This is a genomic window from Emcibacter nanhaiensis (genome assembly GCF_006385175.1).
Taxonomy (GTDB): Bacteria; Pseudomonadota; Alphaproteobacteria; order Sphingomonadales; family Emcibacteraceae; genus Emcibacter; species Emcibacter nanhaiensis.
In genome coordinates, this window is the sequence record NZ_VFIY01000011.1 from 1 (window position 1) to 17,349 (window position 17,349).

General features: G+C 52.3%; 12 protein-coding genes. 2 read left to right on the forward strand and 10 right to left on the reverse strand.

Annotated features, from left to right (window positions below):
• The first annotated feature begins 56 nt into the window (after positions 1-56).
• On the forward strand, positions 57-1,076 hold the full coding sequence (locus tag FIV46_RS10545) for a DUF1028 domain-containing protein (protein WP_139940897.1): 1,020 nt from the start codon (positions 57-59) through the stop codon (positions 1,074-1,076).
• A gap of 2 nt (positions 1,077-1,078) precedes the next feature.
• A complete protein-coding gene (locus FIV46_RS10550) occupies positions 1,079-2,398 on the forward strand; it encodes a M20/M25/M40 family metallo-hydrolase (protein ID WP_219846080.1) in 1,320 nt (439 codons plus the stop codon).
• Positions 2,399-2,452: 54 nt separating this feature from the next.
• Here the strand turns inward: FIV46_RS10550 and FIV46_RS10555 are convergent, their stop codons facing one another.
• The 10 genes from FIV46_RS10555 to FIV46_RS10600 form a co-directional block, all read right to left on the reverse strand.
• Positions 2,453-2,845: a RidA family protein gene (locus FIV46_RS10555; protein WP_139940898.1), complete on the reverse strand. Its 393-nt coding sequence runs from the start codon at positions 2,843-2,845 to the stop codon at positions 2,453-2,455.
• Positions 2,846-2,866: 21 nt separating this feature from the next.
• Entirely contained in the window at positions 2,867-3,985 is a 1,119-nt protein-coding gene (locus FIV46_RS10560; RefSeq protein WP_139940899.1) for a hypothetical protein, read from the reverse strand.
• A gap of 38 nt (positions 3,986-4,023) precedes the next feature.
• Positions 4,024-5,283, reverse strand: a complete 1,260-nt coding sequence (locus FIV46_RS10565) for a D-amino acid dehydrogenase (RefSeq protein WP_139940900.1) — start codon at positions 5,281-5,283, stop codon at positions 4,024-4,026.
• A gap of 24 nt (positions 5,284-5,307) precedes the next feature.
• The gene (locus FIV46_RS10570; protein WP_219846081.1) at positions 5,308-7,005 is read right to left on the reverse strand and encodes an N-acyl-D-amino-acid deacylase family protein; all 1,698 of its coding nucleotides are present in this window, start codon (positions 7,003-7,005) and stop codon (positions 5,308-5,310) included.
• A 16-nt stretch (positions 7,006-7,021) separates the two neighbouring features.
• The gene (locus FIV46_RS10575) at positions 7,022-8,188 is read right to left on the reverse strand and encodes a dipeptidase (RefSeq protein ID WP_139940901.1); all 1,167 of its coding nucleotides are present in this window, start codon (positions 8,186-8,188) and stop codon (positions 7,022-7,024) included.
• Positions 8,189-8,306: 118 nt separating this feature from the next.
• Positions 8,307-10,226 carry a serine hydrolase domain-containing protein gene (locus tag FIV46_RS10580; RefSeq protein ID WP_181163101.1) on the reverse strand — a complete coding sequence of 640 codons (1,920 nt, stop codon included), beginning with the start codon at positions 10,224-10,226 and terminating at the stop codon, positions 8,307-8,309.
• Between the two features lie 168 nt (positions 10,227-10,394).
• A complete protein-coding gene (locus FIV46_RS10585) occupies positions 10,395-12,620 on the reverse strand; it encodes a TonB-dependent receptor (protein WP_139940004.1) in 2,226 nt (741 codons plus the stop codon).
• 382 nt (positions 12,621-13,002) lie between these two features.
• Positions 13,003-14,910, reverse strand: a complete 1,908-nt coding sequence (locus tag FIV46_RS10590; protein WP_139940002.1) for a CocE/NonD family hydrolase — start codon at positions 14,908-14,910, stop codon at positions 13,003-13,005.
• Between the two features lie 71 nt (positions 14,911-14,981).
• The gene (locus FIV46_RS10595; protein WP_181163100.1) at positions 14,982-16,577 is read right to left on the reverse strand and encodes a class I adenylate-forming enzyme family protein; all 1,596 of its coding nucleotides are present in this window, start codon (positions 16,575-16,577) and stop codon (positions 14,982-14,984) included.
• Positions 16,578-16,635: 58 nt separating this feature from the next.
• Positions 16,636-17,148, reverse strand: coding sequence for a MaoC family dehydratase (locus FIV46_RS10600; RefSeq protein ID WP_139939998.1), 513 nt, complete (start codon positions 17,146-17,148; stop codon positions 16,636-16,638).
• Positions 17,149-17,349 lie beyond the last annotated feature (201 nt).

The window sequence follows — 17,349 nt, forward strand, 5'->3', positions numbered from 1 at the left end:
CCGGTTGAGGAGCCAGTCCTCCTCAACCGGTTAAACACCCTAAGGAGACATCAGCCATGAAACACATCCTCCACCAAACTATTCTCATCAAGCTGACCATATTGGCTGCTTTCTTTTCATGGTCGCCCGTCCTTGCTCAAGAGGCGCATCTCAACCGGCCGCTTCGACCGACCAACACCTTCTCAATCATCGCCCGTGATCCAGAAAGCGGGGAACTTGGCGCCGCCGTCCAGACGCACTGGTTCGCCGTCGGGGTACGTGTCATCAGGACGGAACCCGGTGTCGGAGTGGTAGCCACCCAATCCTTTACCGATCCGTCCTATGCACCGCTCGGGCTCGAGATGATGAAGGCCGGAAAGACAGCGCCCCAGGCCCTCAAGGGCCTTCTTGCCGCTGACAGCAATGCCTCGGTACGTCAGGTCGCCATGCTGGATGCCAGTGGCAACGTAGCGTCTCATACCGGAAGCAAAAACATTCAGAATGCCTGCAACATCTCTGGCGAGAATTACTCCGTTCAGGCAAACATGATGAAAAACTCGACTGTTTGTTCCGCCATGGCGCAGGCTTTCGAAGCCACTTCCGGCGAGCTTGCCGATCGCATGTACGCGGCCCTTGAGGCGGCCCAAAAAGAAGGGGGCGACATCCGGGGACGACAATCCGCGTCCCTCCAGGTGGTAAAAGGCGATAAAGGCGTACCCCTCTGGCAGGGCTGGGTATACAGCCTTCGGGTTGATGACCACAAAACACCGCTCAAGGAACTCGGACGCCTTCTTTCGGTCGCAAAGACCTACCGGCTTCTCAATGAGGGAGACAGGTATGTAGTGGAAGGGCGCATCGAGGAAGGGCTTGAGGCCTACCGAACAGCCGAAAAAATGGACCCGGGCAACCATGAAGCTCTTTTCTGGCATGCGGTAACCCTGGCAGAACTTAACAGGGTTGAGGAGAGCCTGCCGCTGTTCCGGAAAGCCTTCAGGCTATGGCCTGACTGGAAGGAGATGGTGACCAGGCTTCCAAAGGCGGGCTTACTGCCCGAAGACCCGAAAATCCTTGCCCAAATCCTGGAACAGGGGAACTGAAAATGACCGGGTTTCGATCTTTCTTTGTCGCTTTTGTGTTCTTCCTCCCGGCTTTTGCGGCCAACTGCGCCGAAGACCTGCAGGAGAAAGACCAGGTCCTCAGCTATATTGATCGTCATTTTGAAGAACAAATCAGTTTTCTGGAAAAAGTCGTCAATATCAACAGCGGCACCCGCAATATTTCCGGGGTAAGAAAAGTGGGAGAGGAGTTTGCCGCTGAATTCGAAAAACTCGGGTTTAAGAATTTCTGGATAAAAATGCCATTCGAAATGAAGCGGGCCGGCCATCTTTATTCCCAACGGGAAGGAGAAGACGGACCGCATATTCTGCTGATCGGCCATCTGGATACAGTCTTTTCAAAGGACAGCGATTTCCAGAAATTCACCCATCAGGGGAACCACATCACCGGTCCGGGTGTAGTTGACATGAAAGGCGGCGACGTTGTCATGCTCTATGCTCTCAAAGCCCTTCACGCCTGCGGCATACTGGATGGAAAATCCATAAAAATATTTTTGACCGGCGATGAAGAAAATGTGGGTCCCCCCCTCTCTCTCAGTCGTCGGGAGCTTATTGACGCCGCAAAACAATCCGACATGGCGCTCAGCTTTGAATCGGGACAGCAGGACCAGGCCGTGATCGCCCGGCGCGGAGCAAGCCTGTGGTCCCTGGGAGTGTCCGCCAAACGGGCGCATTCCAGCACAATTTTCTCCGAAGATTCCGGTGACGGCGCCATATATGAAACCGCCAGGATCCTGAAAAAATTTCATAAATTCGCCCAAAACATGCCAAACCTGACTCTGAACCCGGCAGTGATTGCCGGCGGGACATCAGCGGGATTTGATGCCGGATCCGCGACCTGGACGTCGGCCGGTAAAGACAACATCATTCCGCAGGTTGTCGAGAGCCGGGGCGATCTCAGATTCATCTCCCGTGAGCAGCTGGATGACGCCCGGGCGGAAATGCGGAAAATTATTGAAGAAAATTTGCCTCATACATCGGCCGAAATCACCTTTACCGATCTTTACCCGGCCATGTCGATTACACCAGAAAACAAGCGACTTCTTGGAGTTCTTGACGAGGTGAGCCAGGAACTGGGGTACGGGCCGGTCGGACCGAACCAGCCGGGTGACCGGGGAGCAGGTGATATCTCCTTTGTCGCGCCTCATGTGGCCTCCATCGATGCACTGGGCCCCTGGGGAGGAGGTTCTCATACCACCCAGGAGTGGCTCGATACTGAAGGTTTCAGAAAGGCAACAAAGCGTACCGCGCTGCTTCTCTATCAGATCTTTCAGTCACACCAACGTCATCCCGACGGCTCATAGCCGTCGGGCCCTGTAATTTTGAAAGAAATTGCATTCCCTTCTCCTCCCTTCGCCTCAAACGCGGTCAAGATAGGCGACCGCTTCAATCTCAATAAGAGCGCCGGGAACCATCAGCTCGGAACAAACCGTAGAACGCGTCGGAGGACAATCGGCGAAAAACTCGCTGTAGACCGCATTAAACGCCCTGAAGTCTTCCCGCCGCACCAGCCAGACCGTGACCTTGACCACATCCTCGAGACCTGCGCCAGCCGCCTTGAGCACAGCTTCCATATTTCCAAGGCACTGTCGCGTCTGGGCCGAAATATCATCTTCGGCGAAACTTCCATCCGCGCGAAAGGGCAAAACGCCGGATAGATACAGATTGTTTCCCGCCTTTATGGCCGGCGACAGAGGAACAACGGTGCCATCAGCCAGTACCGGCGGCCGCCCTAGTCTTTCAATAGTCATTAAAACAAACTCCTGTAAGTTTTACTGATCGATATGATCGGAATTGTGAACCTGCAACGTGGCCGGCCGGAATATTTTTCGCACCCCCACGGTCATGACCGGCACCAGGTAAAAAGCGATGAAGCCGTATGTGAGCAAACCGTATCCCTGGGCGATCAGGGAAATGATCCCCACCTTTGCCGCAACGAATACCGCCGCGGCAGTGACAACCACTGCGATGGCGGGCCGGAAACTTTTTGGCATGGTTCTTTGTTGTTCCTGCAGGGTATGATCAATCCGCTCGTTCAGCATGTGAATGAGGGCTGTTCCGGTTTCAATAAACGTCCCGAAGATGACAATCTGAAAAAAGATACTGAACCAGGGGGCGTCAAGAACATCCAGGATATACTTCAGGGGAACCGCCACGCCGTTGATTTGTGGATAGAATCCCACCATCACCACATAGAGGAAAAACGCTGGCAAAATAGCCAGGGGACCGCCCAGAAATCCTGCCGTGAAAGCCTCGCGCCGACTGCCAAGATGGCCAAGGGCGAAAAGAATGGCCGGAATGGCGGCGATATTATAGGTCGCATATTTAAACCCGTCCTCAAACCACTCCCCAGTCTCGCTGACAGCAGTGAAATTTTCGACAATACGATCCTGGAAGATCATGGCTCCCCACAAGATCAGGACACCGTAAGCCACATATAATACGATCGCCCAACTGGCCATCACTTTTTCGATGACATCGCTTTTCTGGAACGCGAGGACGGCAATGGCGGCCATCAGACCGATGCTGCCGTATAGTTCATTGATTCCGAAGTTTTCCGCAAAAATATTGCCGGAGGCCGAACCCAGCACCGCAAGCACCAGAAACGCCAACAGAAAGAAGGGGATTTCATATAAAAACCAGAAACGGCCGAGCAAAACCTTGAAAAATGACCTGTAGTCGAATGAACCGGTAAGGCGAGCCAGTTCAAAGGTCAGCATCAGGACAATGCTCCAAATTGCTGAGGTTACCAGAAGGCCCCACAACCCGCCCAAGGGACCGTTGGACAGGAAAAACTCCACCAGTTCACGTCCGGTGGCATAGCCGCCACCGATGACCACCGACTGAAAGACCAGTCCCGGTATCAGATAATGATAAAATACTCTTCTCACCTGGCGCCCTCCTGGCTAGTAAATGATTTTGCCGATCTCTAAAATCGGCCCGGCCTGTACGCCTGGCTGTCTATCTCCGGCTCCTGCCCGGTCATGATGTCTGCCAGAAGACGGGCGGATCCCGCCGCCATGGTCCAGCCCAGATGCCCGTGTCCGGCATTGATAAACAGATTTTCAGCACCAAGCCTGCCAATCAGAGGGACACCATCCGGAGAAACAGGTCTGAACCCGGTCCAGGCCTCACCAGTCTTGTCCTGCAAATTATCCAGCAAGGAAGGATAAACCCTGGCAATTACATCCCGCAGGTTGTCCACCCTCCCCTTTGACAGGGTCCGGTCAAACCCGGCAAACTCAGCTGTGCCGGCAATCCTGAACCGCTTGCCGAGGGGCACCAGGGCGGCATGAAGTTCATCATCCACCACCGGGATACGGGGCATATCTTTAACACCATCTCCGGCAAACGTCAGGGAGTAGCCCTTGACGGGCTGTATGGGGACACGCGCACGGATTTTCCCGAGCAAACCACTTGAGTAACATCCCGCAGCCAGCACAAAAAGATCTGCCTGATGTATCGCGCTTCCGCAACAGACTGCACTTATCCTGCCATTCTGTTGCTCCAAGGAGGTGACCGCGGAATTGAAATGATAGCGCACACCGCGTTGCTTCGTCTCCGCCATTAACGCCTGGCAGAATTTATGTGCATCCCCGCTTTCGTCATCAGGGAAATATACGCCTCCGGCGATCCGGTCGATACCTTGCGCCAGCATGGGTTCCAGTTTGGCAATCTGGGCAGGCGTCATGGGCTTAAATTTCAACCCTTGCGCCGCAAGCGGCGCGAGTTGAACCAACTTTTTGGCAAATATAACTTCATCGGAAAAAAGCTTGAGTGTACCGCTCGGCATAAAGTCGTAGGAGATATCAGATTCCCGGCGGATCTCCTTCATCATCTGCACCGAGTAATGGGACAGCATGAAGTTATTCAGGGTATTGCGGTGAAAAATCGCCGGACTACTGTTTCGCAGAAATCCTATTCCCCATCCGATCATTCCAGGCAGGGCTCTGGGTCGGATCAGCAACGGGCTGTCCTCCTGTCCCATGGTCAGGAGCATTTCCCGCCATGATCCCGGCGCATTCCATGGATCGGACATACTTGGGGTCAGGATGCCGCCATTGGCAAAGCTGGTTTCCATACCCGCCGTTGCCTGCTGCTCCAGAACAGTGACCTCCAGACCCGCTTTACTCAGGTAATAGGCCGTCGAGACCCCCTGAAGACCGGCCCCAATTACAACTGCCTTCATTTGCCCATCCTGAATATTTGCATCCTAATTTGCTACTTCTTCAACAGCCTTACAGACCCTTGGCCCTCTTATGACATGCCCGGGTTTGGCCCCGGTGTGTCGCCCATGATCGATAACCACCTCACCATTCACCAGAACATAAGATATGCCGCTTGGAGGCTTTGTGGGATGCTTCCATGTTGCCTGGTCTGTTATCTGGTCAAAATCAAAAATCACAACATCCGCACGCATTCCTTCACGGATCAGGCCCCGATCCTGAAGCCCCATCCGGCCAGCCGGCCAGGATGTCATCTTGCGGATCGCGTCTTCCAGGGTCAACACCCCCCTTTTTCTGACATACTCTGAGATAATCCTGGGAAATGTTCCGTAACTACGGGGATGCGGCATACCCAAAACATCAGGCTCACCAACCGCCAGACTAGCCCCCGCATCACTGCCAATACTGGTCCAGGGGAACCGTAGAGCTGTTTCTATGTCTTTCTCATCCATCATGTAGTAGAGCGCCATCGCTCGGTCGGGCAAAGCTTCCAACATAATATCCCATGCTAGGTCGGCAGGGTCCATTTTAAGCTCCCGAGCGATATCGTCGATACTCCTAAATCTGTAACGGTCATATTTTGGATTTTGCGCATTGGCCAGGACGACATTCTTCCATCCACCGGCAGCATATACCAGGTTTGACCAAGTCTCGGTGGCCCCCTTCTGCAATTCCTTTTTCATTTGCTTTCGCAACTCAGGGTCACGCATCATTTCAATGGCCTTATCAGGGCCATCCGCAAAGACCCAAGGCGGCACTGTCGGCTCGAACCCGGTACCGCCAGCCGGATAGGGATATAAGTCCGCTGCAATATCTATCCCGCGACTGCGAGCTTTTGAAATAGCCTCCCCGACCTTTTCCATATCCTGACCCCAGTGGGGTTGGTAAGCGGCCTTCAGATGGAATATTTCGACTTCAATCCCGGCCTTTTCGCCAATCTCAACAGCTTCTTCGACGGCCTTCAGCAAAAACCGGCTTTCATCCCTCATATGGGTTGCATATAACCCGCCGCACCGCGCCGCAACACGACTAAGAGCTATCAGTTCTTCCGTACTGTGAAAATTAGCCGGCGGGTAAATCAGAGCCGTAGTAATACCAAGGGCTCCTGACTCCATGGCCTTTCGCACCAGAGCCGTCATCGCGGCAAGTTGCTCCGCATTTGGAATGGTGTTCTTGTCGCCTAGAACAGCTTGTCGAGCCTGGGTAGCACTATAATAGGTGCCGAAATTCAAAGAAATACCGCTTTGTTCGAGCTGCTTAAAATACTCTTCTATCTCTTTAGCTTGAACCGGTGTACCGCCTTCTCCGGCGATAGCGGTTGTCACCCCCATAAGCAATTTATTTTCCGCCAATCCGCTTTGCAGCAAAATTTCCCCGGACTGATCCATCATATCTATCCAGCCGGGAGAAATATATTTCCCGGCTGCGTCAATTTCCTGCGCACCCCGGCCTGCTATTTGACCGATGCGAATAAACCTGCCGTCGCGAACGGCCACGTCTGCACTGATCCAGGGATTTCCTGCCCCATCCAGCACACGCCCGTTACGGATAACGATGTCATACATCGGTCCGTTCTGTGCGTATGCCGCACCAAACCCTCCGCTCACTCCCAAAGCAACGAGCAGCAAAACTTTAGTCATTTCTATCGGTAACTTGAGCAAACGCGCAACCTTTCCTCGCTTCATCTGGACACACTGAGCCTCAACGTCCCCAGGCCTCTCCCAGCATCCTTTTGAAATTCGCCCCCAGGATCGCCCGGATGTTATCGTCACTGTATCCCCGGCGGATCAGAGCCTCGGTCAGGTCATACATCTTCCGCGGATGTCCCGTCTCGTCGATATCGATCTTGTCCCGGAAACCGTAGCTTTCCTTGTATCCGGATTTGAGCATTTCATATTGCTTTGCCGGCAGATCGTCATAGCCCCACAAATCTGAGTCCGTCCCGATCCCGACATGGTCAATACCGGTCAGCTTAACCACATGGTCGATATGATCCACGACATGCTCCACAGTGGTCGGCTCCCGATCACGCACAAAGTTGCGGACCGCGGTGATGCCCATGACCCCCCCCGTCTTGGCCATTTTCACGATAGCTTCATCCGTCTTGAGCCGCGGATGACGGTTCAATGCCCTGCAGTTGGAATGAGTGATGGCTACAGGCTTCTTCGACAGTTCAAATGCGTCGAGGGTAGTTCTGTCTCCGCAGTGGGAGACATCCACCAGCATGCCGACCTTGTTCATTCTTTCGATAATTGCCACGCCGAAGTCGCTGATACCGCCATCCACGCGCTCGGTAGCGCCGTTACCAATCACCGTCCGGCTGTTGTAGGTCAACTGGGAGACCATTTGCCCCATGCTGCGGAACAAATCAACATCATCGGGGCTACGGAAATGTTCCGCGTTCTGGACACCAATCAGGACACCAATCTTGCCGCTACTTTTGGCAGCATCCATATCCTCGATTGAATCAATGCGTCTGAAATACTGCGAATAATCGGCAATGAAACCGTTGAGAAGGGCGAAATATTCAAGGGTTTCGCGGTGCGCCCCGGGGCCGCTTATGCCATAGGCATTGTGAAAAATATTGATCCCGGATTTATTAAACTCCTGGAAATCCTGCTCCCCGAACCCGCCCGGGGTCAGCACCCATTTTTCGACTTTCTTGTCGCTGAGGGCAATCAGCCCGAGCATGTCAATAACCAGGTTTTCCCGCACCAGGTCCATCGTCCGGCGGGAATAGCTTTCCCCGGAATGCGCAAACGCTCGGTACATCCCCCTGTTGATCATCGGGGCACCAAGAGACAGGGCGACACCCGCCGCCCCGGCTTTAAGTGCGTTACGACGATTCATCGCTTTAGCTTTATTCATCTTCTGCTCCTTGCAAACTGACTGATATACGACCCCAGGGGCCTGTCATGCCCCAAACATCCACAATTTATCCCGCCGTTCCGGCACCTCGAGTAAGCCAGCCACGCGGCTTCAGAACCTACGACAGGTAATTGAAACCGAGAATATTCCAGAAGTAATAGAACCAGCACATAAACAGGGCGCAGACAGTCACGATACTGAATCGAATGCGCGCCCCGAGGGTGCCACAAAGCCCGTCTTTCCAGACCTTCACGGTCCAGTACAGCAGGTAAACACCGGTAATGGTGGACAGGATGGGCAGCAACAGCCAGAGTTTCAAGCTCAACGGAATTTTCGCGAGAATAGAGTCTCCGGCAACCACAAGCACAACCGCACACAGAACGACGGTCAGCAGATTTGCCGCGGAGGCAAAAACGGCGGCCCTCAAGGCTTTCTTTTCACCAGGCTCCATCAATTTGATGGACTTCCGCTGGTAGAACCGACGCAGCACTACGCCAAGGAAGACAATACCGGACAAGGCGAGGAAGCCATAATTGAATGCTGTTGAATAAACAAAAGATGCTTTGAAAAATTCCAGCAAATGATTTCCGAGAAGAAGACCCGTGATCTCCCCGTCCTTTTCTATAAACAAAACCTTCGCCTCCCCGGGGGACATCTTGTTCATGCCGGGCAGCTCCTGGAATGTATTTTTACCTGTTTCAACAAACTGGGCTGACTTTCCCCCTGCAGTGATCAACAATTTATTGTCCGAGGTCGGAGTCACACTGACTCCCCCGAGCAGAGCCATGATTTTCTCGATGCCGGAAAAATTCATACGCCAGCCGAGATATGTTCCGGCATATTTGCCGGCACGTTCGGCGAAATCTGTCGGGGTATGAGGCATGTCAGGTTGCTCCGGATAGAATGCATCGTAAAAGCCGCTAACCACTTCATTGCTCACTTGCCCGCCCTGCTTGGAGCCGAAGGAAGCAAAGATGACGATCCTATTCTCAGTATCAATGGCCAGTTGGGACATAAAGGAGAAGGTTGCGCCATGATGTCCGATAATGGGGATACCGTTTTCCGTCAGTTCATAAAACCCCAGAGCAACACCATCCATTTTATCAGGATAGGCCGGGTTACGCGCCAACATTTGCCGGACGGTTTCCTCTTTCAGGATCCTCCGTCCCTGATATTCGCCTCCGTTTAAGATGGTCTGGCCGAAAATCATCATATCCGCAGCTGACACCGACGAGGCCCCGGCCGGGGAAAAGTTCGAGACAATTTCAAACGGCTTTTCCACGAACGTTCCACCTTCGAACGCATAGGTGCCCGCCATGTTGTCTTTCAGGTTTTCCGGCAGTGGCTCCACAAATGTGGCATGCTTCATGCCCAGAACATCGAAGATATTTTTCTGTACATAGTCGGAGAATTTCATCCCGGACACATTTTCAACAATAAGACCGGCCAGCGCTGTCGCATAATTTGAATAGGCCGTGTGAACACCCGGCGGATTAACACGGGCCGGCTGATATTTCTTCAGGGACTCCGCCAGCGGCACAACCCGGGAGGGGTCGCGAATAATGAGATGACCGAGAAAGCTGTCCTCAAAACCAGCGGAATGGGTCATCATATGGCGCATGGTCACCGGCTGCCCGGGATAACTATCCTCTATCTGAAAGGTTCTCAAATAGGCATTTACATCGGCGTCCAGGTCGATCCTGCCCTGTTCGACAAGCTGCATGACCGATGTCCATGTAAAAAGTTTGGAGATAGAACCGGGGCGGAACATAGTTGTTTCAGGATCGACCGGAATAGCCTTGTCATAATCCTGAAAGCCATACCCCTTGGAAAAGACAAGTTTGTCGCCCTGGGCAATTGCAACGACACCTGACGGCACATTGAATTTGCTCATCAAAGGATAAACCAGACCGTCCGAGAAGGCTTCGACGGCACCGACCTCAGTCGGGAAACTATTATTCTGTGCCCAGGCATTTCCGGATGAAAACACCAGAGTTATCAATATGAAAAGTATGGAAATAATCTTTGACTGCTTCATCAGGAAACTCCCTTTAAAAGGCCCCAGCATTTTCTGTTGATCGGAACCTGCAACTTGTACCATCCAGCAATAGATGCTTATTTTGCCACCTAGTTTCAGGAGATAAGATGAAAAAGACTCTATACATCAACTTCCATCTTATCTCGCTGATTGGGGTCAACCATTTTGTTAATAACTGTACCCGACAGATATGCCAATTGTACGAGGTTGAAGTATGGTAGCCTGCCCGTTTACCGGCACACCAAAGAAATTTACCAACAGGCTTTCGTCGGTATGGGCATGCCTGTTGGTCAGATTGTTGGCAAACAACTTGACTTCCCATGGGCCATTTTCAAAGCCCGCGCGCAAATCCACGGTTGTGTAGCTGTCCATGGTGCGGGAGGCGCCGATATCAGGTATGAAATAGGTCTGATCATCCACATAGCGCACCGAACCACTGACCCAACCTGTCCAGCCGCCTGAAACCTGGAAACCGTAGTCAGCCGTTGCGCCGATCAGCCAGTCAGGCACAAACGGAATGCGGTCACCGGCCACAGCCCCGAGGCTAGGCGCATCATCCAGAAATTCGGTATGCGTATAGGACGCATTAAACGACAGTTTGAATTCAGGCGTCACATTGACGCTAGAAGACAATTCCAGGCCTTTTACACGCGCGTCGCCGCCGTTTTCAAGCCACCCAAAACCACCTCCAGACGCCGTAACCTGAAGGCCCTGCCAATCATTCTGGAACAAAGCACCCTCTAAGGTCAGTTTACCATCCAGCAGCCTGCCCTTCAGGCCAATTTCATAACTGTCCAGCGTATCGGAATCCACCTGCGGAGGAATGCCGAAAATGGCCACGTTGGGGCCACCGGGACGGTAACCCGTCGCGTATCTTGCATAAACCATAAGATCCTCGGACAAGGTATATTTCGGTGACACCATATATGTCACGATCTCTTCAGAAGATGCCCCCCCCATGGCCGAACCCATAAAACCATAGAAAAGCCCGTCATCATACTCCGTATACACTTGGTCGTTCTTTGACCACCTCAGGCCTGCCGTTAGTTCAAACCTATCCGTGAAATCCACGGTCACATCACCATAAACGGCATATTCCTTATAGGAGGAGTCCAGCAAAATATCGGCCATGGGATTCAGGAAATCCACCAAGTTTCCGGCAGGGTCCTCAGCTGTAAAATATTGAGCGTTGGTCGCCGTTTCATCCGTGAAGAATCCGCCAAGAATCCACTGAAAAGCGGCCTCTTCATCCGATGATACCAGACGCAGTTCCTGTGTATATTTTTTAACCTTCACAGTGTTATCGTAGTAGATATTTCCTTCCGGCACCGCGCCCCCCGAAAAGATCGGCACTAGCCCCCCGTAAACACTGGTCCCGTCAATGCCGTCTCGTGTTTTCGTATAACTGTAACTGGATGACGATACCAAGTCCGCGACACCAATATTCCAGGAGATATTCAGCGCAGTAAAATACATGGTTTTCTTGAACGGTTCCCGCAAATAGGCACCGGTACTCAATTCATCCACTACCGGCTCAGAACTGGTCGGATCGAGGAAAATGGTTGCCTGGTCATCGGCATCCACATCCTGCACAATACCTGACAAATTGATATCTATTTTCTCACTGGGATTCCACTGCAGGGCCACCCGGGCACCGCTTTGCCGAACCTCATTTATATCATCCTCACCCCGGCGATAGTTATCGATGTAGCCCGGTGTATTGGAGTGATATCCGCTCACTGACATGCCGAGACTGTCTTTTACGAGCGGCACACTCACAGAGCCCTGCACATTGTATCCGAGGTCACCGCCGCCTTCCACAGAGCGCAATCCGGCGCCACCCCGCATTCTCACTTCCTGCAGGTTTGGTTTTTTGGTTACATATTTTATCAGCCCCCCCATAGCGCTGGCACCATAGAGTGTTCCCTGCGGACCACGCACGATCTCCAGACGCTCGATATCATAGGGGAAAAAATCCAGTTGCAGGATGCTTGCCCTGGAATAAATAGAGCTGGATCCCACAGGCGTTTCGTCGATATACGTTGCCACATTGGCGCCACCGCCGACACTTGACGAAACGCCGCGCAGTGTCAGAGTCACCTGCCCCGGCGTACCACCGCCCACAAGATTGAGACCTGGAATCTTTGCCGCATAGTCCATGATACTGGTTGCTGACGTATTCTCGAGCTCGGTTCCACCAATAGCAGTCACCGATACCGGCACTTCCAGGATCGTGGTGTCGCGCCGCTGCGCGGAAACCACCACCTCTTCCATCACCATAATCTCACCGTCACTGTCCACATCCTCGGCCATAGCCTGGGACGCCATAAGCGCAACAGATGATGTCGTGGCTGTCAAAGCAAAAATAAATGCGTCTACCCTACTCAGAACCATTTCCTTCTTCCTTCTCCTAAAATATATTATCTATTTTATAAAACTTGAGGTCATATTCATATTATAGTTCAAAAAATTAGTCAAATCCTATGTGCCCCTACAACTAGGCTTTAACTTTCAACTAATCTAAGTCTTTTTTTATATTATATTCTTATAGGCGAGACTTGGAAAATCACACTCCCAGAACTCGCTACGTCCCCGCAGTATTTTCTGTTTACAAGTTAGGTATATTTATTGAGCCTATCTTCATTAATTGGCAAGCCGCCTCTCTAGCACGCCCCGCGCATTCAATGACAGTTCTTGACTCTCTTTCATCTGGGTCCGTCATTTCCTCCGGCATCACTATTTCTCCTTTTACGGAACATCCCCGAACATCAGACGACTACTCCCTGACCGGCAATTCCAGCCTGGAGGAATCGTCGCCTCCATGTTTCACCGTCCACTGCAGTACAGTTCCGTCTTCAGGCCAACGCTTGAACATGTCGGCATCCGCACCTGACAGAGACAGTCGCACACGCCAGCCCTCGGGAATCATGGCCGCCACTGAAGCAAGGCGGATTTTCAATTCAATGACTTCATCAACCGGCACCGGTTGAGAGTCCGATCTTTTGTAACTATGTCGGGGGCCGTCCTGTACATAGGAAGCTCCCTCACCGCTGATTTTACGGTGAATTGCCCTCAACTCCCCCTCCGTGATGTAAAGCACGGCCCCTTCCGGAGAGACGGCCTCCAGGTAAGCAAAAATGACTGGATCCGGATGGGAATTTTTTAGCGAGAGGCTCAGAACAGGTGCCCCGACGATATGCAGGCCTTCCTGCAGCGGAGCACCTTGATAGACAAGCAGCTTCTTATCCTGTCCTGCCCTGTTCGGATAAAAGACATCTCCACCACCAAAGTTAGTATGCCAGCGCGTGGAAGTTCCCATCGTTGCCGAATAATCCACTGTATAATGATCTTCGCCACCGGCTTCCCCGGCTTCCCCCAAGAGCTGATTATCCTGTGCCAGATAATAGGTGCGTGCCCTTACCCCGGCAGGAGGCCAGACTTCACTCTCGTACCATTTTCCCGAACCAAGCTCATAATAGCGGATGGAATGTTCTGGCTGCCCAGCCCCCCCGTCTCGCAGAAATTTGTCAAAATACGCCGCGATCATGTCCAGTTGTTCTTCAGGAGAGATATCGGGTGCACTATTGGCGTCACGGAAGGGGTCAGTGTCATGAGCACCACCATGAGAAAAGGCTCCTATGATGACTCTTTGCGGGTTAGAGAACGTCTGAAACCTGGACAATGCTCCATCCGCGGTAGCGGCATCATACCACCCCGCCCAGACAAACATGGGAATGTCTGAAGCTTCTATTTCCCGGCCCCTGCCCGCCGGCATGAATGACCAGGCGTCGCTTCCCGCAATCCCCATGGGGTCATCGGAAAAATTGATACCCTCAAAAAGCCGGCCCACATTCACATTGTCAGCATGGCCGTTAACGGCCTCCCGCAGTAATGCCCCATGACGATCTGCGTCTACCGGTTTGACCCCGCCGACCCAAAGCCCACTGAGGGTACACAACACCCCTTTGATTTCGAGAAGAGCGCAAGTTTCATTTCGGTCCATATGACCAACCGCCTCGCCCCAGTTGTCCATATATTTATTTTTTGCGCCGCCGGGCTGGATCAACTGGTAAACAGGATCAAAATCACTGTACATCGGCGCCACCACGCGAACGGCGCCGCGCTGCGTCGTCGTCAGGAGTTCCGCCGTATTCCCCAGATAAGAGACACCAAGTGCGCCGATACGGCCGTTCGACCAGGTCTGGCGTACGATCCAGTCAGCAATCTCCCCATAGTCGGCAACCTCATCTGGACTTAACTCTGTTTGCCGGCCACCAAAGGAAGCCCCACTGCCACGGGCGTCGACTTTCACAAATGCATATCCCTTTTCGTTAAACAGCCTGACAAGCAAAGTCAAATTTGGATCTTCCGCCAACCCAAGGCCTACAGCAACATGCCGCAGAATACCAAGTTCGGATGCCCGCCAATACCTGGTCATATACATGATTGAAGGGAGCTTTTGACCCGGCTCGTATTCTCGCGGCAACCAAACATCCACCGCAATCTTCACGCCATCGCGCATGACAATATATTGTGCTGAGTTCCGTGTCACACCTGGCGATAATATTTTTTCGCCCGGCGTTTTTACCAACTGGTCGACAATTACGATAAGCGCCACTATAACAAGCACAGTAGCGGTAAACGCTTTTAAAAGACGGAACATCCATTTCTTTAACTGAGACACAGCATTACACCTTTTCTGCAGATATCTTCGGTTCGCAACTCTATTTTCAAAAACAATAAACCGCCACAGCCCTACTTCTCTGCCCCCCCTTTTGTGGCTCCATACTCCAACACTGCCATTTTTTTCAGGGCAACCTTGTCCACCTTGCCGATTGGCAACAACGGCATTTCGGGGAGACACAAGAATTTTTTGGGCATCTTGTAGTTGGCCAGCCGTTCACTGCAAAAAGAACGCAGACCCTCTTCATTCCAGTCACAACTTTGCCGCAAGGTCACATAGGCAATACCGACTTCCTGCCATTTTGGATCCGGCACCGATACAACAGCAGCCTCGACAATCCCCGGGCAGGTTTCGATCGCTGCCTCGACTTCCTTGGGATAGACATTATACCCGCCGGATTTGTACATTTCCTTCAGACGACCAACCACAGAAAAACTTCCATCCCGGTTCTCGGCCAGAACATCCCCTGTACGAAACCATCCATCGCCAAGAAATGCTTCTTTTGAAGCCTCGGGCCTGTTCCAGTATCCAAGCATGTTGTAAACCGAACGGACCAGCAACTCTCCCGGCTCCCCCTTGTCGACGTCATTGCCCCTGTCATCAACAAGACGAAGTTCGACACCGGGGAAAGGATGGCCCACAGTTCTTGTCAGGGCCTCAACATTGTCAGTAGGCTCCACAACGGTAGTGACAAGAGTCTCCGTCATTGCATAGTTGGTGCTCATCCGCGGACAAACTTCAACAAGGCGACGAACCGTCTCTTCCGGCATGGCTGCCCCACCCCAGGCGATCAACTGCACAGAGGCGAGGTCATATTTATCAAAATCAGGTAACCCCAGCTGCATGATGAAGGTGCTGGGAACCGAAGCCCACAATGTGACCTTCTCCCGCTCAACCAGCTCCAGCATTTTTACCGGATCAAATTTCTCACACAGGATCTGGGTTCCCCCAGCAAGTACAGCAGGCAGAGACAAATCAACGACACAGCCCACATGGTTGATGGGCAAAAAATTGATAACGCGATGCGGATTTACATACCAGATTCGGTTTTGTTCCAGGCAGAAACGAATAATACCCTGCTGATGAAGCAGCGCCCCCTTTGGCTTTCCGGTAGACCCCGACGTATAGACTATAAGACAGGGCTTCTTGTCGCCGCCCCCGGAAGACGGCGCCTTTACATGCGTGTGGAGAATATTCTCACCTGAATGCAAAAAATCACGATAGCTTACGGCCCCGGATAAAGCATTGGCATCATCCAGCAAAACGACCTTCTCAATACCTGAAACCTCTGACAGAATATGCTTTATATCCTCGTCATACTGCCGCTCCCCGATCCTTGTACGGGCCAGCAATATTTTCGGCTTGCAGTCGCTCACCACATACAGGAGTTCGTCACGCTTGTATTTGGCATTCAGCCCCACCCAGATTGCGCCGATACGGGCGACAGCGAGGAAACTTACGAGAAAATCGGGAGATGTTGTGGCCAGAACCGCTACGCGGTCCCCCTTTGAGACACCGGCCGCAATATAAGCGCAAGCCAGTCTTTCAACCTGTAGTTCGAGCTGCGCATAAGTCACCCGGCTACCGTTAAAAACACAAGCCTCCGCGGACGGCGTTTTTTCGGCATACCAGGTTACATAGTCGCTTATACACGCGAACTCAGGCATTACCATCCTCGCTTATCTCCCCGTATTCACCCCGAGCGCCGTCATTGACTTTACCAGTTCAACCGAGATCATTGACCCAAGCCCCGATCCACTCTGCCACAACTGCCGGCCGCCCCCCTCCCTCGATCTCGATTTCAACATCCATATGCACCAACCTGAACCCCGAACGCTCCTCTGCTTCCTTTTTAGCAACTTTGAAATGCCCGCGAACCCTGGAATTGACTGGCACCGGATCAACAAACCTCAGACGATTAAAGCCATAGTTCAGGAAATATCCCTCTCCCGCCCCTTCACTTGCTGACGGTACCTTCATCGCAGAGGCAAACATGTGTGTCAGAAATGACAGCGTAAGGAAACCATAGCTGATAGTATCGCCGTATGGAGTATTTTCTTTCGCCCACTCGGCATCCATATGCATCGGATCAGGATCAAGAGTGACGTCTCCGAAACGAGTGATCATATCCTGATTTACCGTGATCCACTCAGAAGTACCAAGATCCTTACCGGCCGGACCGAGGATTGATTTTTCTACAGCGACCTGGTCGCCGGCGGATTTGTCACTCTTGGTCATTTTTTACTCCGATAATAGGACGATCGTATGTTCTTAATCGGAACTTTTGTAATCGGCTCACTGAGCAATGTCAATAAAATATGATGTCATATTCATTTTTTAAAAATGAATGAAGGCAACACGCCCCTGTTTCCTTCAGGCTGCGTTGTCCGATGATCTGATCGCGGACATAAGCTCTTTTGCGGAACGCGACAGCCCTTC

Excerpts from the sequence above, each read along its gene's own strand:
- FIV46_RS10545 (WP_139940897.1), top strand. The coding sequence starts at position 57 with ATGAAACACATCCTCCACCAAACTATTCTCATCAAGCTGACCATATTG.
- FIV46_RS10595 (WP_181163100.1), bottom strand. The coding sequence starts at position 16,577 with ATGCCTGAGTTCGCGTGTATAAGCGACTATGTAACCTGGTATGCCGAA.
- FIV46_RS10570 (WP_219846081.1), bottom strand. The coding sequence starts at position 7,005 with ATGAAGCGAGGAAAGGTTGCGCGTTTGCTCAAGTTACCGATAGAAATG.
- FIV46_RS10575 (WP_139940901.1), bottom strand. The coding sequence starts at position 8,188 with ATGAATAAAGCTAAAGCGATGAATCGTCGTAACGCACTTAAAGCCGGG.
- FIV46_RS10600 (WP_139939998.1), bottom strand. The coding sequence starts at position 17,148 with ATGACCAAGAGTGACAAATCCGCCGGCGACCAGGTCGCTGTAGAAAAA.
- FIV46_RS10585 (WP_139940004.1), bottom strand. The coding sequence starts at position 12,620 with ATGGTTCTGAGTAGGGTAGACGCATTTATTTTTGCTTTGACAGCCACG.
- FIV46_RS10580 (WP_181163101.1), bottom strand. The coding sequence starts at position 10,226 with ATGAAGCAGTCAAAGATTATTTCCATACTTTTCATATTGATAACTCTG.
- FIV46_RS10550 (WP_219846080.1), top strand. The coding sequence starts at position 1,079 with ATGACCGGGTTTCGATCTTTCTTTGTCGCTTTTGTGTTCTTCCTCCCG.
- FIV46_RS10555 (WP_139940898.1), bottom strand. The coding sequence starts at position 2,845 with ATGACTATTGAAAGACTAGGGCGGCCGCCGGTACTGGCTGATGGCACC.
- FIV46_RS10565 (WP_139940900.1), bottom strand. The coding sequence starts at position 5,283 with ATGAAGGCAGTTGTAATTGGGGCCGGTCTTCAGGGGGTCTCGACGGCC.